At 49.0% G+C, this 19,034-nt stretch carries 26 protein-coding genes; 16 read left to right on the top strand and 10 right to left on the bottom strand.

The genetic code is table 11. The annotated features are described in order from the left end of the window. Positions 1-6: 6 nt before the first annotated feature. On the bottom strand, positions 7-450 hold the full coding sequence (locus tag DUE52_RS18095; RefSeq protein ID WP_114407439.1) for a hypothetical protein: 444 nt from the start codon (positions 448-450) through the stop codon (positions 7-9). Positions 451-539: 89 nt separating this feature from the next. Beyond that, positions 540-1,037 carry a hypothetical protein gene (locus DUE52_RS18090; RefSeq protein WP_114407438.1) on the bottom strand — a complete coding sequence of 166 codons (498 nt, stop codon included), beginning with the start codon at positions 1,035-1,037 and terminating at the stop codon, positions 540-542. A gap of 444 nt (positions 1,038-1,481) precedes the next feature. Between DUE52_RS18090 and DUE52_RS18085 the strand changes: the two genes are divergently transcribed. The 12 genes from DUE52_RS18085 (at position 1,482) to DUE52_RS18030 (ending at position 9,270) form a co-directional block, all read left to right on the top strand. After that, positions 1,482-1,682, top strand: a complete 201-nt coding sequence (locus DUE52_RS18085; protein WP_114407437.1) for a hypothetical protein — start codon at positions 1,482-1,484, stop codon at positions 1,680-1,682. 256 nt (positions 1,683-1,938) lie between these two features. Further along, entirely contained in the window at positions 1,939-2,715 is a 777-nt protein-coding gene (locus DUE52_RS18080; RefSeq protein ID WP_114407436.1) for a hypothetical protein, read from the top strand. After that, entirely contained in the window at positions 2,708-2,896 is a 189-nt protein-coding gene (locus DUE52_RS18075; RefSeq protein WP_114407435.1) for a hypothetical protein, read from the top strand. The genes DUE52_RS18080 and DUE52_RS18075 overlap by 8 nt, the downstream gene beginning before the upstream one ends. Positions 2,897-3,162: 266 nt before the next feature. Next, entirely contained in the window at positions 3,163-4,377 is a 1,215-nt protein-coding gene (locus tag DUE52_RS18070) for a hypothetical protein (RefSeq protein WP_229312213.1), read from the top strand. 287 nt (positions 4,378-4,664) lie between these two features. Next, positions 4,665-5,126 carry a hypothetical protein gene (locus tag DUE52_RS18065; RefSeq protein ID WP_133299870.1) on the top strand — a complete coding sequence of 154 codons (462 nt, stop codon included), beginning with the start codon at positions 4,665-4,667 and terminating at the stop codon, positions 5,124-5,126. Positions 5,127-5,143: 17 nt separating this feature from the next. Continuing rightward, positions 5,144-5,554, top strand: a complete 411-nt coding sequence (locus DUE52_RS18060; protein ID WP_133299869.1) for an SANT/Myb-like DNA-binding domain-containing protein — start codon at positions 5,144-5,146, stop codon at positions 5,552-5,554. A gap of 45 nt (positions 5,555-5,599) precedes the next feature. Further along, complete coding sequence (locus tag DUE52_RS18055; RefSeq protein ID WP_114407431.1) at positions 5,600-6,145, top strand: hypothetical protein; 546 nt, start codon at positions 5,600-5,602, stop codon at positions 6,143-6,145. After that, positions 6,129-6,404 carry a helix-turn-helix domain-containing protein gene (locus DUE52_RS18050; protein WP_114407430.1) on the top strand — a complete coding sequence of 92 codons (276 nt, stop codon included), beginning with the start codon at positions 6,129-6,131 and terminating at the stop codon, positions 6,402-6,404. The genes DUE52_RS18055 and DUE52_RS18050 overlap by 17 nt, the downstream gene beginning before the upstream one ends. Positions 6,405-6,408: 4 nt before the next feature. After that, the gene (locus DUE52_RS18045; protein WP_114407429.1) at positions 6,409-7,131 is read left to right on the top strand and encodes a hypothetical protein; all 723 of its coding nucleotides are present in this window, start codon (positions 6,409-6,411) and stop codon (positions 7,129-7,131) included. A 4-nt stretch (positions 7,132-7,135) separates the two neighbouring features. Continuing rightward, a complete protein-coding gene (locus DUE52_RS18040; protein ID WP_114407428.1) occupies positions 7,136-7,963 on the top strand; it encodes a hypothetical protein in 828 nt (275 codons plus the stop codon). Between the two features lie 248 nt (positions 7,964-8,211). After that, entirely contained in the window at positions 8,212-8,808 is a 597-nt protein-coding gene (locus tag DUE52_RS18035) for a hypothetical protein (RefSeq protein ID WP_114407427.1), read from the top strand. 114 nt (positions 8,809-8,922) lie between these two features. Beyond that, positions 8,923-9,270 (top strand): hypothetical protein, encoded by a 348-nt coding sequence (locus DUE52_RS18030; protein WP_114407426.1) that lies wholly within the window; start codon positions 8,923-8,925, stop codon positions 9,268-9,270. Between the two features lie 23 nt (positions 9,271-9,293). Here the strand turns inward: DUE52_RS18030 and DUE52_RS18025 are convergent, their stop codons facing one another. Beyond that, positions 9,294-10,175: a DNA/RNA non-specific endonuclease gene (locus DUE52_RS18025; RefSeq protein WP_114407425.1), complete on the bottom strand. Its 882-nt coding sequence runs from the start codon at positions 10,173-10,175 to the stop codon at positions 9,294-9,296. A gap of 158 nt (positions 10,176-10,333) precedes the next feature. Then, positions 10,334-11,572, bottom strand: a complete 1,239-nt coding sequence (locus DUE52_RS18020) for a phage integrase SAM-like domain-containing protein (protein WP_133299868.1) — start codon at positions 11,570-11,572, stop codon at positions 10,334-10,336. Positions 11,573-11,648: 76 nt separating this feature from the next. On the opposite strand from DUE52_RS18020, the gene DUE52_RS18015 reads away from it, so the two are divergent. Next, positions 11,649-12,917, top strand: a complete 1,269-nt coding sequence (locus tag DUE52_RS18015) for a phage integrase SAM-like domain-containing protein (RefSeq protein WP_114407423.1) — start codon at positions 11,649-11,651, stop codon at positions 12,915-12,917. Here DUE52_RS18015 and DUE52_RS18010 read toward each other — a convergent pair whose 3' ends face one another. The 6 genes from DUE52_RS18010 to DUE52_RS17985 form a co-directional block, all read right to left on the bottom strand. After that, positions 12,918-13,259 carry a hypothetical protein gene (locus tag DUE52_RS18010; RefSeq protein WP_114407422.1) on the bottom strand — a complete coding sequence of 114 codons (342 nt, stop codon included), beginning with the start codon at positions 13,257-13,259 and terminating at the stop codon, positions 12,918-12,920. It abuts the gene before it with no gap. 206 nt (positions 13,260-13,465) lie between these two features. Then, complete coding sequence (locus DUE52_RS18005; RefSeq protein ID WP_114407421.1) at positions 13,466-14,128, bottom strand: hypothetical protein; 663 nt, start codon at positions 14,126-14,128, stop codon at positions 13,466-13,468. A 406-nt stretch (positions 14,129-14,534) separates the two neighbouring features. Next, positions 14,535-14,843 (bottom strand): hypothetical protein, encoded by a 309-nt coding sequence (locus tag DUE52_RS18000; protein ID WP_114407420.1) that lies wholly within the window; start codon positions 14,841-14,843, stop codon positions 14,535-14,537. Between the two features lie 5 nt (positions 14,844-14,848). Next, complete coding sequence (locus DUE52_RS17995; RefSeq protein WP_114407419.1) at positions 14,849-15,193, bottom strand: YegP family protein; 345 nt, start codon at positions 15,191-15,193, stop codon at positions 14,849-14,851. Positions 15,194-15,215: 22 nt separating this feature from the next. Continuing rightward, positions 15,216-16,490 carry a Y-family DNA polymerase gene (locus DUE52_RS17990; protein WP_310587813.1) on the bottom strand — a complete coding sequence of 425 codons (1,275 nt, stop codon included), beginning with the start codon at positions 16,488-16,490 and terminating at the stop codon, positions 15,216-15,218. Next, positions 16,487-16,948, bottom strand: a complete 462-nt coding sequence (locus DUE52_RS17985) for a LexA family protein (RefSeq protein ID WP_229312212.1) — start codon at positions 16,946-16,948, stop codon at positions 16,487-16,489. The genes DUE52_RS17990 and DUE52_RS17985 overlap by 4 nt, the downstream gene beginning before the upstream one ends. Positions 16,949-17,145: 197 nt before the next feature. On the opposite strand from DUE52_RS17985, the gene DUE52_RS17980 reads away from it, so the two are divergent. The 3 genes from DUE52_RS17980 to DUE52_RS17970 all read left to right on the top strand — a co-directional run bounded on the left by DUE52_RS17980 (position 17,146) and on the right by DUE52_RS17970 (position 18,988). Then, positions 17,146-17,388: a hypothetical protein gene (locus DUE52_RS17980; RefSeq protein ID WP_133299867.1), complete on the top strand. Its 243-nt coding sequence runs from the start codon at positions 17,146-17,148 to the stop codon at positions 17,386-17,388. Positions 17,389-17,567: 179 nt separating this feature from the next. Then, on the top strand, positions 17,568-18,158 hold the full coding sequence (locus tag DUE52_RS17975) for a hypothetical protein (RefSeq protein WP_114407416.1): 591 nt from the start codon (positions 17,568-17,570) through the stop codon (positions 18,156-18,158). After that, positions 18,158-18,988, top strand: coding sequence for a hypothetical protein (locus DUE52_RS17970; RefSeq protein WP_114407415.1), 831 nt, complete (start codon positions 18,158-18,160; stop codon positions 18,986-18,988). Before DUE52_RS17975 ends, DUE52_RS17970 begins: the two co-directional genes overlap by 1 nt. The last annotated feature ends 46 nt before the right edge of the window (positions 18,989-19,034 follow it).

Genomic DNA, 19,034 nt, shown 5'->3' with positions numbered 1-19,034 from the left:
TCTTTTCTACTGAACCGCGTAATGTAGCTGGCCACTGGTATCTGATTGCAAATCTAAGGCTACTTTGTTGAGGGCGTTAAAGGACACCATAAACGGGGATGTTTTTTGCCCCCTGTTCTCAATAGGCCAAAGGTCGGAATCGATACCCGGAACAATAAAGCCGCCCGACAACCGGATCTTTCCTTCGTTGGTTGAAGCGTAAATCACATACTGACAGTTTGCGCCGGGACATTTACGTTTTGCCGTGGTGATGCTGCGGAGGGTGGCGTCTGATCGGTCGAGACTATACCCGGCACTCAGCAGGTACGCGCCAACTTTTTTGTATAACTCCTCATCCGGTAGCGAGGTATTCAGAAGAATTACATTTGCTTTCTTTATCGGGGTCGAGTTTGATTGGGCGTAGGTTTGGTGAGTCAGTATGCAGACCAGGGCAATAACGAGGGCTTTCATTTGTCGAGGTGTTGATTTGTTCGTAATGATAATCAATCCCCTCCGCAGCGTTGCAAATTGCAACGCCGTATTTCGCAAACGGTAAGCCCTCAGCGATCCGCGCCGAATGCCCACGCAAATAGCGAAACAGCCCGATTTCCGTCAATCTCAAAAATCGGGGGGTATATTTTGCCTGTCACCCTTTTTTTTCTCTGCATTTCTTCAACCTCACGGCACGATCTGATCAAAAGCGACCATTGTACCAACTCTTGATTATCGTTCAATACAGGGCAAATATGGGCGTCTTCTTCGCCTTCATCACCGACCGAAATCCGCATCACCTCAGCAAGTGTTTTGCCACGGTCCCGGTAGATGCGAATTTCGGGGCCGGTGCTGTACTTCCGGTAGAGGATAACGACTGATTCGGGGTTGCATTTCGGAAACCTCTGATAGTGTTCTCCGATCCAATCCTCCAGCATGTCTACAAACATTTCCGGGGAGTCTATTTGTATAGCATCTTTGACCAGTTCGAGAGCCTTACCGCAAAGGGACTGGAGGAAACGATTAGGATGATTGAGCCAGATACCCGCTATGGTTGCCCGTATCAAAATAGTGTTAGTTTGTGGTTAACATAATACCATACAAGATACGATTATTCCGGCAAGGGGTAGCCCGATGATTTGAGAATGATTTGAGAATGATTTGAGAAATCGCACCAGGTGGTATAAATATTCCGAGTAGGGGCGTTTCCGGCACTGGGCCAATTTGATGTAGATACAATAGTTAGTATAACAACTAAATGGCCCCCTGCCGCAAGAGGGTCTACTCCACTGGACACCCTTTAGCCTATAAGGTGGAATAATCCCACCTTATAAGATGTCACAATTTGTGACACCCCTCATTTGAAACGTACGCCGGGAGTACAATTAACCGATTCTGTCACGGTAAAAAAAGACCAGGCCCGGAAGGGTTGAGTTTTCCGTGTCAGTCACGTGAGGGGTTTTTTATAACCAACAATGTCTTATATTTGTAATACATAATATTACAAAAGAATGGCAAAGCAAACGAAGGTATCGAAGACCTACCGACTACCAGCCGACACAATCGGGCTGATTGAAAAATTGGCCACCTTCTTCAATGAAAGCGGGGCCGAAGCCGTCGAAAGGGCTGTAAACCTACTGGAACGGGAGAAAGAGATCGAGATTAAACGCGAGTACGATCAGCGGATGAGTCAGGTAAAGTCCGGGAAGTGAACGTACCCGATTTTCATATGATGAATAATAGCATTATTTTGTAATACATTGTTGTTTATTTGTCTTGCATTTATCAGATTAGGTAGTTATATTTGTTTCAAGATTAACAACCGGGGATATTCAGAAAAGGCGAAATAGTACCGATGAGGTTGCCCGCTGGACCGTATGAAGCCCAAAAAACAGTAAACCCCTCCACAGATGCCCTAGGAAAGCCGGTGGAGGGGTCACAAGTCAAACACTTTAACTTATCATTAAAATGATTCAACGAGCGCAAAGTTCGGTGGCTGGGACCACTATTGCAAATCAAAATGTACAAACGGTAAAAAACACTACCGTTCAATCAACCTTCACGCTGCCGGATTACTTCGCAGCCCAATTTGCAACCCCTGATTTAGAGCAGCAACTCCGCTACGACTTTGAAGCGATGCGGGACGGGTTTACCGATAACAGCCGAAACGAAGAGGATAACGCGCGAATGAACGCCATTTACGACGCGGCTATTCAGTTGTTTGATTCGGTAAAGGAGCCTCGCCAACTGCCTGACGTTCAAATCAACTCCGATAAGGTCCGTTTCTACGACATTGCAAAGACGGTCTTTGCAAGCCAAACGGTGATTCAGTCCGATGGTATGTTTTTCGACCTTGTTTCTGATCCTGATAGTTTGGCACAGGCTACCGAGAACATTGCCGCCTGGTATTCTGCCTGGGTTATTAACATAGATAACAGCGCGGGTGATATTCCAGGTAGCCACCTCCTGTTTACCTCACTAATTGAGTTTCTTTCCCGGATGGGGCTTGCGGTTTGTGATGCGGAGGTAGAAAAAGCGGTTGGTAAGTGTGCGGCTGTAAAAACGCTGGACTCCCTCAATAAACAACTTGCTGACGCCAAAGATTACAACGCCTTACTAGATCGGTTCAATGTTGCACTGAATAAGAGTAACGAAGCACTAGCGGAGTCAACCGCCGAAATCAAACGGCTGCAGGATCTGTACGAACCGGCTACACCTGCCACGGAAGGAGGGGCTAATGAATAACCCCGCTTACAATCAGATTGCCGCCATTCTGGAGCAACAGGACGCCCTCGCTGAACTGGTGTTTGGTCCGCAGGCGCTGCCGCCTACCGAAGCCGAAAAAGCCCTTAACGCCCTTACTTCGGAAATCGAGCAATTCGCCGAAGACCTGGCCAACGGCAAGTTTCACTACGCAGCGGTATAACTCAATAATAAAGGGGGTGGGTATCTCATACCACCTCCTTACCCCTTCACTTTCTTCCAACTTCAAAACAACATTCAGCAATGAATACCCCAAACTATATTTTACAGCGTAACAATCAGACCGTAATTAATTTACGTCCTATTCACGAACGTATGGGGTTTACCCCTACTGAGTTCCCGTCCTGGTTTAAAGATCGGATTCGGAAAATGGACCTGACCGAAGGGCAAGACTTCGTGAAGTACAGCGAGAACCGACACTTTCAGTACGTGGTCCCGGTAAAGGTGGCGCTCTCAATCCTCAACACCGTACCCGCAGCCAAAGCCGCACCGATCAAAAAAGAGATTACCGAGACGCTTGCGGCCGACACACCAACGGAAGCCGAGAATAAGCCCGTAGGGACGCCGGAACAAAAAACTTTACCGTTGTTCGTCTCAGAACCAACCACGCCCGTAGCGGTCAAATTATCCGGGCCTGTCGGGGTTATGCAGATTGAGGGGCGGGCGGCTGTGAATGCTGGCGACCTGTTCAAGTTGTGGGCGAAGAACGAAACGGCGCGGGTCAACGACTGGGTGCAGCGATGGATCGTAAAGTATGACCTATTCGAGGGCCGGGATTATATCGAATACAAAGCCCCTGATTCGGCAACGTTCCGGAAAGTTACCTTTCATATCCTGTCCATCGACGCGGCTATCATTGTCGCCAAAGGTCAGACTTCGGGCAAGGGTCGTACGGTCGCCGACTACCTGACAGAGTACCGGAAAGACCTCAAAAAACAGAAGCTACCGACCAAAGGCAGGCTGTCAGACTTCATCGGCATGGAGCCGGTAAACGTTGCCCCTGTTGAGCCGGAACCAGCGTTAGGAATCCCAACGCCATTGGATCTGTTGTCTGAGCAGCAAGTTCCTCTTACCAACCCTACCCCTGTCGATCCGGTAGCACCTCAGCCACTGACCAGTGACGCAGCGACCCCACCGGTCAGTGAATCACCGGACTGGGTAGACCCGGAAGACCAGCCGCAGCCGGAAGAGGACCAGGGGCCAAATATGTTTGATCTGATGGTGAAGTTTTCACAGGGACTTTTACAGCAGGCACAGGGAATGTCAGAGCTCTACCGGCAGATGCTGGCCACGTCTGGAACCGTCAGCGAACTGGTCAAGATCGAGCAACAGGCAGCACTTCGTAAACTCGGTTTGTACCCTGGCAAAGCAGCTATTCCGGCGATGACGCTGCGGGACAAGATCAACCACGCGGTCAGCAAACGCGCCGGTATTACGGGCGAAAAACACGAAGATATTTTCAAAGCAATTTACGCCCGGCTGGCCAATGATTACGGCTACAGCGTTCTGGATTTCGAGCGCAAAAAGGGACAGTCTCACCTCCAGCTTTGCGAGGAACTCGGCATTATCAGCATTGTCTGGGACATCGTGAACGGGGCCGCATTCAATCGCTACCCCACATCCAAACCAAAGGCCACAGCCTGACGCCATCCGGCAATATCCACAATGAAAGTTAAAGGAAGGATGCAGTAAAGGCCCGGTAATATTCTACCGGGTTCTTTCTTAAAAAGTGCGTTTCCAGCGAGTTGCCGCGTTCAATGTCTCATTTTCCCCACTTCTGGGTACTATTCAAAAGCCATGAAATCACATCAAATCATACTGCGGTTCTCCCGTTGGGTGGATCGTAACGACAATAAAGTACTTGCCCTGTTCTACATCGTTTTCGTGCTGGCTCTGGCATTATCGTTCATCGTGGCACCATTCACCGGATTATGGAAACCATAGGCTACGCGGGAGGATTTGTCGCCCTGGGAATGATCCTGTCGATTCTGGCACTGACGGCGATCTACAGCAGCCGACGCGCCAAAGACTTCGCCGTGAAGGTGATCTACCGGCTACTGCCTAATTACGTGGATCTGGTTATCTACGCGAACCTGGGGCCGGTTTATGTGACTCTAATCGAGATCAGCACCGACGGCGAAGACCCGAACTACGGCCCGAACCCGCAGCGGCAGCATATGCCGAAAGTTGCCCTACTGGAAATACAATTCAACCTGGCGAAGAAAAGCCACTTTCATAACCGCCACTGTCTGATCGGTTACGAATTGATTACCGAGACGCCCGCAACGGTGGAGGAAAACGAAGAGGAAACGCCCGCCGTATACTGGCATACGTTCAGTCTGCTATTTATGGATTTCTATCTACCCGCTACCGGGCCGTTTGCGCCACTATAGCCGCCGAGATTATGACAATGATGATGCCATATCGATCAAGAAAGAGCCGGTACCTCGATAGTCTTTGGACCGAAGAAGAGGATCGGTATCTGATCCGAAATCTAGGGAAAGAGACATACCAGGAAATCGGCGAAGCATTGGGGCGGTCAGCAAAGAGTGTCAGAAACCGAAAAGACCGGTTGGGCCTTCCTTCGCAGTTTGGCATGGTACGCCCGGACAATGGCAACTATACCCCGGAGGAAATACATTTCCTCTACGACAACCACGGAAAGATGACCTACAAACAAATGGCGAAGCACCTGGGACGGTCTACCTCATCGGTTTCAGTGAAAATATTCAAACTAGGTTTTACCCACAAAAAACCGCCCATTGTCTCTACGAAAATAGAGAATAACGTTTTGTATTTCAACGACTTATTAGTAAATTAGAGCATGAGAAACCAGGCAAAAAGCCACCTCCAAAAAACTTCCGTTATGGTTGGATTCGACTTAGAACCAGTCCGCGAACTGGTCAAGATCACCGAGAGTTTTTTTCTCCAGCACGCACAACCCCGCGCCCTGAATCACCCTTCCGGCAAGCATGTCGATGTGGATATGTTTACCCGGTTGACGAGCGCATTGATTCAGGCCCGCGAACTGGTTGGAAACTTTGACGAGTTCCGGCAGGAGTGCGAAGATTTCGCGTCTGGCAACCTTCAAATGTACATTGATGACTACCGGGAGAAGCACCCAGGCAGAAGCCGGGAGTTTGATCCATTCGATGACCTGTTCGAGCGTTTCAATCCTGACCACACCTACGCTTTTGTGAAGGACATCCGCCAGTTCGCTGAGTTGGTACGGATTACGGAAGCGTCGAAAGACGAACATATCCGGCATTGTCTGGATGGGTATAACGCCTTCATTGCTCAGTGGTACGAAATCGTTTACCGGTACTATTCCGACACCCTATGTCCTGACGGACGGGCTTGTGCCGCCGAGCTTCTTGCCTACTACCACCCGCGCCATGCTGACACCATTTGAGTATGACGTGCTGTATCTGCGCTGTCTGGTGTATGCGGTAAAGGACTCGATGGAGCCGTTCAACGCCCGAAAGCTGGCGGACAAACTCGGAACGTCAATCAACGCCATAGCGCGGGCCTGTCGGTCATTAATGGCTGGCGGCTACCTCGACCGGAGCCACAACCCGACGCAACCGGGGCGGCAGATAATCAAAGAGCCGAAGGTTTTCACGCCCCGCGCCACCGCCTACCAAAGTAAATACTTACCCGGTCAAAACTAACACGATGGCATTTATCAATCTTGAATTAATCGGAGCCCTGCGAAACGAAGCCCGTCACGCCTTCCGACTCGCTGAAAGCGTTTCCTACGGATGGGATAAAGAAGAGTCTACGATGCTGGACCCGGAAACGTATATGATGATGATTAAGGCGCACTTTCAGGCCAAAAACCTGTTCGACAACCTCAGCAAGCTCCACACGGTACTGTCCGATTTTGCGGCTGGCGACTTTCAGAAGTACATTGAACAGTTCGAGGAGTTTGCCGAGGACGGACAGGTGTTCGACCCCATTGATGACGTGCTTTATTTCTTCACTGCCGGCACTATTGACGGGCGGGGAACGATTCACTCACTACCGCCGAAGATCGAACAGTACGCCGAACTCTGCGCCCTGACGGGGTCTTACGCCCGCATCCGGGAGACAAGCCGAACCGGTATTCAAAAGATATTCGGCGACGCATTCAGACCGCACTACGAAGCCGAAGGCCCCGACAGGGAGCGTACTTTTGTCCCGGAGAGCGAACTACCCGCCGATCTGGTTGATGTACTCCATGCAGATCGGGACATCAAAGAGATTGAGACAGAATACGCGCTGGATAAGTACAACGATTTTTACCACGCCTGCCGGGTTCTGATCGAGGTTCACGCTTGCAGTGCGGAGTACGAAACGGAAGAAGAGGCAGCACAGGGGTTGGCGGTTGAGTTGTTGGGGTACTTCAAAGCCAACTGATCCGATGGAAACGAAAGTAAAAAGTACAACCGATGAGTTTAGAACCCGCGTCTTCTGGCGGTGGAACGATTACCAGCAGCGGGTAAAGAACGGCGGAACGGTCGAAGCCAACGAAGGTGTAACCGCGCATCACCTGGATTCGGTTGATTTGTTCCTACGTGGCCACCTCTGCGGTGAGTATAACTTACGGTTCCTCAACACCGAAATACGGCAACTACTGGATCTGTTCAAGATTATTCACAAATCAACCCAGGATGCCTACGAGGACGTGTTTTGGCTCATTGTCGATGCCTACCGGGATATGATCGAACTGGAACTATATGAAATGATTCCGGCCCTTAAAACGGCTCTGGCGAAGATCACCGCGAACCACTTTCCAAACGTCGCCCTGTTGGTGTTTCCGGAGGACCCGCAGGCCGACCACGTAGATTCATTGATTATCGCCTACCAGTGGGACAAGGTAAAGGACCCGGCTACGACGCAGCCAGCCAGACCGATCGACATCGTTTTAAAAGACCACAACCCCGACCGGTGCTATGAACGGGCGATAGCTGACAACCTGCCACTATCCGCGCAAAAGCTATGCAGCTACATCGATGATATTGATTTAGCCTTCCGGGTCTACCTGATGAACCCATCGAGCAACCTACGACGGTTTTACCGGGAGGTAGCCCGCTTTGAAAAAGCATTCCCGGCGGTGGACATCAAACGGGTGATCACTGCGGCCATCGATGAGGACCTAAAGGGCCAGCTACTCAATAACGAGATCTGGGAGGTTATGCCCCGGTTCAATGAAGGATGGAAGAAAATTAAAGAGCGTTATGATTTGTAGATACAAAGGTAATTATTAACGGTGGGTAGGGTAAAGGCGCGGGTCGATGATCTGCGCCTTTCTGTTGTTGTGCCTGTAATGCTTAATACGAAACGGAGCAGAAGTCCCCAAAGGGGCTGGTAAAGGAGGTGTTGGGTTATTCTAGTCCTTCATAGGTGTTGACTATTGGCCCTGCTTTGACCGGTTAAGGCCTTTTGTAATCTCCGCATACTATTAATATCTTTCCGTCAAATCATAGTGTGAAACTAATGGAGATTGAACTTAAGGCATTAGATAAACTATTGGAGCATCTTTATCATGCCAGAGAGTCTGTAAGTCCCGGCTCATTGCCTTGGTTCGTTAATGCAAAAGGGGGCTCACAAGAATACGGTAATTTTTTGCAAAGCAAAGGGTTAGCTACGCCTGTAGAGTACCAGCGATTTGTTATTACATCCTTTGGTAGAAAGGTATTCGAAGCGGGAGGGTGGATTGCCTATCAGGCTAAACTTCAACAAGAGGATGAGCAGAAAGTACTTGAGTTATCCTATTCCCGACAAAATGCCGAAGCGGCTACAAAAAGCGCAGATGCTGCCGAGAAATCAGAAAGGCACGCAAAGTCAGCAAGCTATGCTGCATGGGCGGCTGGAGGATTAACGCTTCTATCACTTATCCTTGCTGTACTCCAGAACTGCGAAAACCGGACACAGAGCTCACGAATAGATAGCTTGAATGTAGTGGTTAAGTCAATAGGTTTATCATTGAAATCATCAGACTCGTTATTGAACCAAGCACAACAAAGCCAATTGCAAGCCAGGTCCCATGCTCCGAAAACTGCCAGTACGTTAACTGTTAAAAAAAAGAAGTAACCTTCGTTGTTGGCTTTTTTTATGCGAATCTACTATTCAAACACTGACATTTTTCTTTGCCTTTCCATTTGACTGTTTGAAAATTCGTCTGTACATTAATTGAAAAAGCAGACTATGGAGCCATTTGAAATCGCAGGAGAAGAGTTGTTAAAGGTTATGGATCAAAGGAATCTGATTTTTACAAAAAAGCGCGAATGCATTGATCGATTGAAAGATCTTTACTTTGAATCCAAAAATTGCCCGATTAACAAAGTTCAAGAGTATTGGGCCGTATCAGATTATTACTGGAAGGAATATGAACAGCTTGAACTTGAGCGGATTCAATTAAGTGAGAAGGGTGCTAAATTAGGCAAAGAGATGACAGATTCGTATCACAGTGGTGTGGAAAGGATAGAGTCTAGTTTTGCTGAGCGAATACGTAAAATTAAGGAGGGAGAAGCACAAAACGATAACTCACCATAGCCTAATAATCCTTAATTGTCCATTTACCAATCCGAATACAAATACATCCCGCTCACTGTCACCTTATCCGCCTGCGCTTCAATCTCCCGCTCGACGGCATCCGGCACATTGGCCAGCAGGTCATACCCCGTCAACCGCTCAATCTCATCGACGCTCACCCGGTAATCGCTCCAGGGCTTTTCGCCGAAAGCGTTGGTATTCGGTATAAATACAGCAATAACCCGCGTCTGAGCGTTGATCCTGCCGAGGTCGTCACTTCCTACCGGTAGGACTACAATCACCTTCCAGAGCGCAGAGGGAACTGTGACTTTGCCATCCGCCAGAGTAACAGCCTCCCCGTTGTCACCGATGCCGCCTTTACCATGCGTCCCCGCAATAATATACGCTTCATTACCGTCGGCAATGAGCTTCCGGGTGTAGCCTTCCAGTAGGTTCCAGCTTTCACGGTTATGGCGCGGAGCCTGCGGGACGATGTTGGTCATGAAAAACGTGGTGCGGTTTTCCTCGGCCGTTGAGTCCCGGTCATCCGACGGGCAGAGGTGGCCACGGTCAAAGCCGCTGAGGGTGTAATCGTCGTGCCGTACCTGATACCATCCAGCCGGGAGAGTTTGATCCGGAATGAAGTTGCCGGAATAGCGTGTTGCCGACCCCTTCCAGGCGGCCGACGAATGCCAGGAACACCAGTTGGCAATGCCTGTGCTGCGGTTGTAGCTGAGGACGTAGGTGGGCCGCTCGATGAGGTAATTGTTTTCCTGGGTACCTGCGTTGCTGGGATTGCCCAAAGCAAGATTAGCGTCCCGGGTGGGTATGGAGGTGTCCGGACCCGGCTGATCTGCTTTTTTGCAGGCAACGGGAACCAGAAGAAAGAAAACGGCAGAGAGGAGGTAAACGGGGATGCGGTTCATAGCATTGGACCCAGCTACCGCAATGAGTATTTTTGGTTTCTGGCTTATCTTCTCTTCCACGATCTGTAACACGCGTTAAGCTGGCTGGTTTACATTTTGCCAGGCAGGACTTGGGGTAGAGAACGCACTTCGATTTCAGTTAGTATTTCTAACTTATTTTACGGTTGCAACCGCTGCATATTCTCATCGACCAACTCACTAAAGATGTGCAAATAATTTCGTTCCAGGGTCTTCAGGTGCTGAATACCCAAAATCTTTTGTACGGCTTCGGTTCGGTAGCCTCGGAGAAGGAATAAGGCTCCGGCCGTCTTCCGACAAATCTTGGTGGTTAACCGGAAGGGCAGGTCCATCACCTTCTGGATGGTCTCCAGGTTGCGGTTCACCCGCTGAATCGTCACGGTAGGCCAGTCAGGAGCCCGCTCCAACAAGGCTTTTGCTTCGGGCAGTAGGGGAATATGGGAAACGCCCCAGTCGGGTCTGGCCTGGTGAACAGCCTGGAACTTCTGCCGCCGGATGACAATCTTTTGTCCGAAGGATAGCTCCACCAGATGTTCCGCCGGATTCCGAGCCAGTTGAACGGCATCTTTGAAATCCAGCCCGGTATAACAACTCAGCAGGGCCCAGTTCCGCACGGTGTCCAATTGCTCGGGTAATACCAGCTCAGCTAATTGTTGAACTTGCTGGGGAGTTAAACAGTAAACCGTTTTGGCGGGCTCAGCGGTGATATGCCACTCACTGAGTTTGTTGCGGATAAGAAGTTCCTGCTCGACGCTATATTGCAATAGCTCCCGAATCTGCCCGATGTATCGGGAAGCCGAGTCGATGGACAAGGGGCGCTGGCGGAGCCAGAAATAGTAGGTTTTTGCCCAGCCAACGGAAACCCCATCCAGTGACAGATCCGGAAATAGATTCGTAGTTAAATAGGTGGAAAGTAGGTGATAACCCCGGTTCCACTTGTAGAGCGTATTGGGGGAACTACGCTCGGGTAAAGGGGCCTGGTGTAATTTCGTCAGGTACTCTTCATACACCGATAGGAGTTGAACCGAGATTCGTTCTCCCGAGAGCCAGTATCGCTGAATTAATGCGGGTGACATCCCCTGATTCGACCGCTGTATATCCATCATAATGGTGCGGTGATCCGCCCGAATATCCGATAGACAGCGGTTGACGACGCGGGCTTCCCGCGTGGGCCCCTCAGCCTGCTGGCGAGCGGGGTTCCAAAGTGATCGCAAAAGGTAGATACCAGACCCGTACGGTGGTACGTCCTGATCATCGACGTGCAGTAGGCATTGCAGTTCATCAAACTCCAACTGCGTATGTGGAGGGAAATCAAAGGTCAGCTTTAGGCTCACCCGCTGGCGGGCGGGGCGGGGTTGTAATCGGGACGGTGGGGGCATGGGGTACAGTAAAAAATCAGCGCGAATATATTCCAATCATATGAATAAACCGGCGATTCATTGGTAGGTTTGCCGCATGGATTCATTGACCCTAACCCCTTCCTTACCGCTTAAAAGCCGTGTTGCCCTTGTTTTACGGTTCGACTTTGCCCCGCAGGCTACAAGTGGCCTGGCCGAATTACAGTGCCACTTGACGGTGAATGAGTCTACGGTAGAAGCCTACGGATCGGGCGTATTTACCCTACCCGCCTTGTGGAATGCCGCCACGCAATGCCCGGAAGGGGACTCCGCCGAAGCACGTATCGTCAATCACCTGCTCTCGGATATTCGGGCGGGTCACCTCTCAATCGTTCAATCGTTGATTCGCGCCGACCTGCCGGTAAATGCCCAGCGCGTACAACACCATTGGCTAAGCGGTGAATCCATAGCGCCCCGGTTGATTCACGTATATGATGAATACCTGACCACGTTACTGGCTATGCCCGAGCCCGAGCGCCGGGCCGTGGGCACCCTTTACAAATGGCAACTCAGTTACCGGTATCTCAAGACGTATCTCGAGTCCACCGGCCAAGCAGAATTACCCCTGAATCGGGTTACCATCGGGTGGGCGAAAGACTATTACCAGTGGCTGCGGGCTCGTCCGCTGGCCATCAACTATTCGACGGAACTAATCGGCAATGTGCGCGAAGTTCTCCAGTTTGCCCTGGAAAACGAATTGATCCCCGAGAATAAGTTGAGTTCTTTGAAGCTGACCTGGCAGGCGAGCAAAGCGATCCACTGTTTGTCGTTGGTTCAGCTCCAGACGCTGGAGCAACTCGACCTACCTAAACCGCTGGATCGGGCCCGGTGGTGGGCTCTGTTTTGCTGTTATACGGGATTGGATTACCCCGACGCCATTGCGGTGGTGAAAAATCCGGAAGCTCATCTGGTTCGTTTGCCGCAGGGGGACAAATTGGTCTGGAAGCGTTTGAAAGTCAAGCAGGTGCATCAGGCGTATCCCGAGTGGGCGATTTGCCATATTCCCCTGCTGGAAGAGACCCAGCGGCTGCTGCCCCGAATGCTGTCCTTACGGGCACCCTCGTTTACCGGCCTGAATGAGAACCTAAAGAAGATCGAAGGTCGGCTGGATTTACCGTTTCGCTTCACCACAAAGGTGTGCCGTAAAACGGCGGGTGCGCTGTTTATCCACCGGGGATACCGGATGGAAGCGGTGCAGAAGATCCTGGGGCTGAAGGATTTCAGGACGTTCCAACGGCATTACCTGACCACCTGGCAGGAGGTGGTCGATGACAACATGGAACGGTTGCAGGACTCGGAATCAGGGTCGGGAGATTATCTAAGGTAATCACTCCATATCCACCGATTTCAGGAACTGGTAGATTCGCTCCGCGAGTTGAAACTGGCTGAGGGCATTGACCTCGTACTGGGTAAAGTAACCCGCTACGATCATTTTGCCTTGTTGGCAGTACTCCTGCTCCGCCGGAGAAAAAGCATCCCCCTGGTCCCAATTAAGATCGAACGTAACCACTCCCGTTGGCAGATGGTAAAATAACGAATAGGGAGTTAGGTCAGGCGGGGTGATTGGCTGAGTTCCGGGATGGTTCATCGCCCGCTTGAAGGCAGCGGGAACGGTTCGGGCTATGGAAATACATTCGGACTGGCGATCTAGTATGTCTTTTCGGGTCATGGCGGAAGACGGCGAGCGGAAGCGGATTCAATTGACGCTATTCACCGGGGCCGTAAGATATTCAGATTTTCCCTTCCGTGTTTGTTGGATAACTGAATAGTGGTACTGTGCTAATCGGAGGTTTGTTAGACTGACCTAGCCATATTCAGAAAAACAAAATGCTACAAACAGGATTTGTATTAATAGTACTGGCCTGTTTAAACAGGCTATAATCGGTACCCTAAAAATATACCTACTAGTTTGGTACCATACTTTCCCTTGAAATTTGCAATACCAAGTCGGGAGCCTAAAATAAATCGATTATTTAGCTCATACGCATATTCTGCCGTTAAATGATAACCTACATTTAGTTCATTCGTTTGTTGGCGACTTTGTCGGTTAACAATAACCTGATTCCCATTATCAATCACATATCTTACTTCTTCTAACATATTGTCCATACGATACCAGACTGAAGGTCCGCCCCCAAGTCTTATAGCGTGACGAGAGTTTTTAATAAAATTAACTAGAACTGTCATGTCCCCAGTAAATCTCTGCCGCCTGTGACCTTCGACATAATAAGCGTCGGTAAGCTGTAGGCGGGGCCGTCTTATGGGTATAAATCCTATGCTGCCCTCAATAACAATTCGATTGTTGGCAATTTGATGAACAAATTGAGTTACATAACGAATTGCCATTTTGTCGGGGGCCGCTACACTTGTTTTAATACCGAGGTTACGTGTTGGAAACAAGACTATAAAATCTTCAGGTGCTTTTAAACTCATATAGTCTATGCCTACCCGGATCGAACTTCCTCCATTATTTATCTGAGACTGAGCTACTGATAGTATCCCTAGATAAAGGCCAAATGCCAGGATAGATTTATTCATCGCTTAAAAGTATTAAGGGTGGATAAGGATTCAACTGGAAAAACAGTCAGCTTAAATTCAGAATTTTGGCTCGTGTTTAAACAATACGATGTTTTTTAATTAGTCGTTGCGTCCTATTTAGCTATTTTTCCAAGCAAGAATGATTAGATTTCACGTCCAGTCTAGGTAAGGTTGGAGAGCCTATAAAACGTGGATTTGTTGACAATTGGCTGAAAATTTGACTTGTAAAGTGTTGGTATTCAGAATGAAAAACAACTCATTCTACCAGTCAAAGTCTGAGAACAGGCTCGATTGACGAGTTAGGCAACGTCGGCTTACTGGACTTCCCCAGTTGTCCCTTGAGTCAGTTTCAGAAAGAACCTCTTTGCCCATTGGTGTACTGAAGCTATCGCGGGTACAGACTAATTTACTCCCGCTCCATGATCGCCCGAATCTGACGATACGTTGCATTCTCCTTGTCGCCCCCGGCGAGTTCCAGCAGGAAAGCCAGTACCTGTTTGTAATCGTCCCGGTGCAGGGCCATAAACGCGGTACCTACCTCCAGACCGGTACCGCTGGGTCCGGAAGCAACGACGGGCTTCTCATCGATCAGGATGTAGGCAGCAATTTTCCGCATCACATCCGCCATGAGAGAAGCCCGTACATTCAGGGAGGCTGGTCGTTTCATGGCACGACTGCTATCCCGAATTTCAAAAACCGTTGCTTTGATGATCATGGCGATTACGCGGCCTGGCGCATTGAGGTGGTGTAATCCTCGACCGGGGCTTCTATAATCGCCAGCCGACTCGTGTTGATGGCTTCATCGCGGTCGGCAGCGGACTTGTACTTTATCGCGCCGATCATCTGACTATCGTCACCGTAATGCAGGTTGAAGCAATGTTTATCGATGTCCCAGCGGATGAAATTGTCGGTGTGTGCAGCCGCCCGCTTCACCATTCGGATGCAGCGGTGGCAGGCGTCTTTACTGCTGAGGAGTTCACTATTCATCAGGGGCTGGTGTTTCTCGGTCATGAGTCGCACCTGGTAATGGCTCGGACTTTTGGCTTCTTCGATGATAAAATACATAGGGGTAGTGTTTATGTGGCAGTTATTTGACTAGTAGTATATCACTCCATTTGGTCGTATAGCAAGGGGATAAATGCCGCTGGTGCATCCGCCAGTTCTTTTCGTAAAAACCTTGCTTTGCCAGCCTGATTTTATCGCGACCGTACCTTCCGTTTATCTTGTCGACCAGCTTACTAAGTTGAGCCTGGCGCTGGTCAGGCGTTTCATTAAATATCAATTCCTGCTGGTGGGATTCAGAAACGATGTCATTGAGAATCACACCCACCTTCTGGTATTCATACCCTTTCCGGTAAATCGACTCCAGCACCGTATCGGCGTACTGGAGCAGTTCCATCGTGGAACTGGTAGGGTGTGGCAAAATGACGGTCTGACTGTTGGAATAATGTGGGCCTACCTTGTCGAACCGGTTGGTATGCAGAAAGACGGTTACGACTCCGGCCGCTGAACTATGCCGACGCAGCTTCTCCCCGGCGCGGGCTACGTATGTTGCCAAGGCTTCCCGGATAGTTTCCAGGCTCCAGACTTTCGTACCAAACGAAGGAGCGCAACAGATCGATTTCTTGTGCAGGGGCTCGGTATCCAGCGACCGGCATTGAATGCCCTGAAGTTCATAAACGAGCCGTAAGCCTTCCACGGTCATAAACTGCTTAATCCAGTCGTGGGGCATTTTGCTCAGATCCAGTGCGGTTTTAATGCCATTCCGTTTCAACAATGCCTGGTACCGGTAGCCCACGCCCCACAGGTCGCCAATCGGAAAGTCAGATAAGATCTCATTGCGCTTTTCAGGCGTATCCATGATAAACACACCACCAAGCTCGGGATGCTTTTTGCAATACTTATTGGCGACCTTCGCCAGCGTCATCGTTTCGCCAATACCGATCGATATAGGGATGCGGGTCCATTGCCCCACGGTATTGATAAGCATCCGGGCAAACTCCTCTAAATCCGGGTGTATCGCTTCGTAGCCGGACGCTTCAAAAAAGGCTTCATCAATGCTGTAGACATGCACGTTTTCCAGAAACCGGCCCATCGAGTCAAAGACCCGACGGGACATGTCGCCAAAGTGTTCATAGTTGCTGCTGAATACCTGTATGTTATAATCGCTGATGAGTTTGTCCATCTGAAAGACGGGTTGCCCCATTTTGACCCCCACGGCTTTGGCTTCGTTCGACCGGGCTATTACACAGCCGTCGTTATTGCTGAGCACAATCACCGGCTGCCCGATGAGTTTCGGGTTAAAGCTGCGAATACAGGAAACATAGAAGTTATTGCAATCCGTAATGCCGATCAGGTTCATACCGGTTTCATGATTACCCGGGTGACGACGCCGAATACTTTGAAGTCTTCGCCGGGATGCACGTAAATAGGCAGGTATTTCGGGTTGGAAGACTCCAGCACAATCATTTCACCGGCAAAGCGGATGCGCTTCACGACATGATCGCCATTCAGCCAGACTACCACGATCCGCCCGCCGACTGGTTCGAGGGAACAATCGACTACCAGAATATCCCCGGCTTCGATGCGGTCGCCACTCATGGAGTCCGAGCCAACGCGGACAAAATAGGTCGCTTCGGCATTGAGAATGCAGAGGTCGTTGAGGTCGCACACCTTTTCAATGTAATTCTCGGCGGGACTGGGGAAGCCCGCAGCAACGTAGGAGGAAAAGAGGGGGATTTTAAGCCGGATACCCGGCACAATGCGCCGGATGTCATCAATTCGGATGCGGTCGTTGAGCACGATCATGGTAGGATTCATTGTGATATAATGCAACTATAATACAAATGTTACCATATTGTCAACTATTATCCGTTAATTATATCAGTATGTTTAGATAATGGTATAGTTTTTCCTAACTTTAGGGATACTATCTGGTAGGACAGAACAAAACAGACAACCCGGTTTCCTTTGGAGCCGGGTTGTTTTTATGTAGCCCTTTTTGCTACATTGGCGACATGGACACCAAACGCCGGATGTGGCTCCGTCTCAAGCTCGGCCACACCACCGAAGAGGAATTTAATCAGGAAGTTAGCCGGATTGGAGCGATCCGGATCGATGGTGAGGCTTTGGTGTTTGCGTCCAGCCTGGAAGCCCGCACGATTGAAGTTTATATTGACGACGTGCCGTTCCGGTACATGAAGGAGTTAGTCGGTAAGCATGTGAACGGGGCTGATTTGGTGAGGAGGGTGGGGGAATAATCGTAATTTGCTTTGCTGCTGATAAACAGTAGGTAGGACGGAGAAAATGGTGACAGCCCGGCTTGATTAGCAGGGTTTTGTTTTTGTATTAGTGGAAGTCCTCCCGTTCAGAAGGTGGAGTTTGCGAAAGATTCGAGGACTGTGTAGATTGGAGGGGAAAAACGTATAGCAACAGACCAATGCCGAGAAAGGAACCCAGGGTTAATAGAGAGATTATAGCAGATTATGGCTGGTACACTTCATTGTTGGAGGATCGAAAAACAATTGACACCCCAGTGATTTATGTCCGAAACAACAAAGACAGTCATGCGGCATGGAAGTATCAATCTGTCTATGCATCAATGGAACCTATCGGTCAAGTTTACTTCGGAGTTGAGGTTAAAACGAAAAACCCCAAACGCTTTAAGTTTAGATTAACCTGCCATCATTTAACCGAAGAGCCATTCTTTCGTTTCGATTCCAGCGGACAGCCACATTGGAATCGAAGCTCAAAAGTTAACTTCAAGGAAGAAATGGTATCTACTCCTCATTTTCAGAAGTTTACAGATGAGGGAATTATGATTGCTTACAAAACCGAAAAACTTCTGGATGAAAATGAATCCTTAGCATTGGAAGATATTTCAATGTGCGTAATTCATTTTTGTCACGAATCAAATATGAGGCTTAATGAAGATGATTTTCCGACTATTTCCTTAATTTTGGACGAACAGATCAGTTTATTTGAACCAGAACCCGAGGGAGATCCAACCCGGAAATTCAAATACGAATAATGAAAAAGGCGTTCATGGAAATCTATGAGAACCTGAAGGAGTCTTACAACTCTTTATGGTCATATAAGATTCACGCCGAATCGATAGAAGTCATTACGCCCCTCGTTACCATCACCAGTAAATTTGTTTCGGTTTTCATTACCATACGCAAAGGTAAGTTCGTCGTTACGGATGGAGGCAATATAAATGACGGTGATTACGGCGTTACGCCCGACTATAACGATGAGATTTTTTATAAAATCCTTACCGACTATTCAACCTTCTATGAGGTAAAAACAACCGATTCCGCTAATGCAGATTTTGCCTATTACAAAACATCTGTAGAGATAGAGCGAGTGCCTTCAATTATTTTTGATATGGTGAATTTTATCACCGGCGTTGTTAATGCATCATCGGTGATCTATGTAGATGAAAAAGAGAAAAGCGAACGAGATGGTTTTTTTAGATCCGCTAACGATTATTTGAAAGAGACATTTGGGCCAAAAAGAACAGTGTTTTCCCATGCGCTTTCAGAGTTTCATAAATCTATTCGCTTTAATGCAGCGATTAATGAGCCAAATGGAAAACTGACTTTAGTAAATTACATTACCGGCTCTACTACGAATTACTTTCTTGGAAGTATTGGCCGATCCAACATCAACTTTGAAATAGCGACTGACTTTTTATCATCCGATATTCTTAGAAAAAAGATTGCTCTTGTTAATGACCGAGCCACTGGTTACAACATTGACAAGATGAATCGCCAGTTAGGATATATGGCCTCTAAGAATGACATAGAGATGGTTTTTTGGTCTAACATGAAGGGGTTCGAGCGTTTATGGTTGCAATAATTTGATTGTATATTACCCTGGACTTGCTCCACTCCCGGCTTTTGAC

The organism is Larkinella punicea (assembly GCF_003334855.1).
Taxonomy (GTDB): Bacteria; Bacteroidota; Bacteroidia; order Cytophagales; family Spirosomataceae; genus Larkinella; species Larkinella punicea.
This window is presented reverse-complemented; position numbering and strand designations above follow the sequence as displayed.

Coding starts and splice junctions, on each gene's coding strand:
- DUE52_RS18095 (WP_114407439.1), bottom strand. CDS start 450: ATGAAAGCCCTCGTTATTGCCCTGGTCTGCATACTGACTCACCAAACC.
- DUE52_RS18085 (WP_114407437.1), top strand. CDS start 1,482: ATGGCAAAGCAAACGAAGGTATCGAAGACCTACCGACTACCAGCCGAC.
- DUE52_RS18080 (WP_114407436.1), top strand. CDS start 1,939: ATGATTCAACGAGCGCAAAGTTCGGTGGCTGGGACCACTATTGCAAAT.
- DUE52_RS18075 (WP_114407435.1), top strand. CDS start 2,708: ATGAATAACCCCGCTTACAATCAGATTGCCGCCATTCTGGAGCAACAG.
- DUE52_RS18065 (WP_133299870.1), top strand. CDS start 4,665: ATGGAAACCATAGGCTACGCGGGAGGATTTGTCGCCCTGGGAATGATC.
- DUE52_RS18060 (WP_133299869.1), top strand. CDS start 5,144: ATGATGATGCCATATCGATCAAGAAAGAGCCGGTACCTCGATAGTCTT.
- DUE52_RS18055 (WP_114407431.1), top strand. CDS start 5,600: ATGGTTGGATTCGACTTAGAACCAGTCCGCGAACTGGTCAAGATCACC.
- DUE52_RS18050 (WP_114407430.1), top strand. CDS start 6,129: ATGCTGACACCATTTGAGTATGACGTGCTGTATCTGCGCTGTCTGGTG.
- DUE52_RS18045 (WP_114407429.1), top strand. CDS start 6,409: ATGGCATTTATCAATCTTGAATTAATCGGAGCCCTGCGAAACGAAGCC.
- DUE52_RS18040 (WP_114407428.1), top strand. CDS start 7,136: ATGGAAACGAAAGTAAAAAGTACAACCGATGAGTTTAGAACCCGCGTC.
- DUE52_RS18035 (WP_114407427.1), top strand. CDS start 8,212: ATGGAGATTGAACTTAAGGCATTAGATAAACTATTGGAGCATCTTTAT.
- DUE52_RS18030 (WP_114407426.1), top strand. CDS start 8,923: ATGGAGCCATTTGAAATCGCAGGAGAAGAGTTGTTAAAGGTTATGGAT.
- DUE52_RS18025 (WP_114407425.1), bottom strand. CDS start 10,175: ATGAACCGCATCCCCGTTTACCTCCTCTCTGCCGTTTTCTTTCTTCTG.
- DUE52_RS18020 (WP_133299868.1), bottom strand. CDS start 11,572: ATGCCCCCACCGTCCCGATTACAACCCCGCCCCGCCCGCCAGCGGGTG.
- DUE52_RS18015 (WP_114407423.1), top strand. CDS start 11,649: ATGGATTCATTGACCCTAACCCCTTCCTTACCGCTTAAAAGCCGTGTT.
- DUE52_RS18010 (WP_114407422.1), bottom strand. CDS start 13,259: ATGACCCGAAAAGACATACTAGATCGCCAGTCCGAATGTATTTCCATA.
- DUE52_RS18005 (WP_114407421.1), bottom strand. CDS start 14,128: ATGAATAAATCTATCCTGGCATTTGGCCTTTATCTAGGGATACTATCA.
- DUE52_RS18000 (WP_114407420.1), bottom strand. CDS start 14,843: ATGATCATCAAAGCAACGGTTTTTGAAATTCGGGATAGCAGTCGTGCC.
- DUE52_RS17995 (WP_114407419.1), bottom strand. CDS start 15,193: ATGTATTTTATCATCGAAGAAGCCAAAAGTCCGAGCCATTACCAGGTG.
- DUE52_RS17990 (WP_310587813.1), bottom strand. CDS start 16,490: ATGAACCTGATCGGCATTACGGATTGCAATAACTTCTATGTTTCCTGT.
- DUE52_RS17985 (WP_229312212.1), bottom strand. CDS start 16,948: ATGAATCCTACCATGATCGTGCTCAACGACCGCATCCGAATTGATGAC.
- DUE52_RS17980 (WP_133299867.1), top strand. CDS start 17,146: ATGGACACCAAACGCCGGATGTGGCTCCGTCTCAAGCTCGGCCACACC.
- DUE52_RS17975 (WP_114407416.1), top strand. CDS start 17,568: ATGCCGAGAAAGGAACCCAGGGTTAATAGAGAGATTATAGCAGATTAT.
- DUE52_RS17970 (WP_114407415.1), top strand. CDS start 18,158: ATGAAAAAGGCGTTCATGGAAATCTATGAGAACCTGAAGGAGTCTTAC.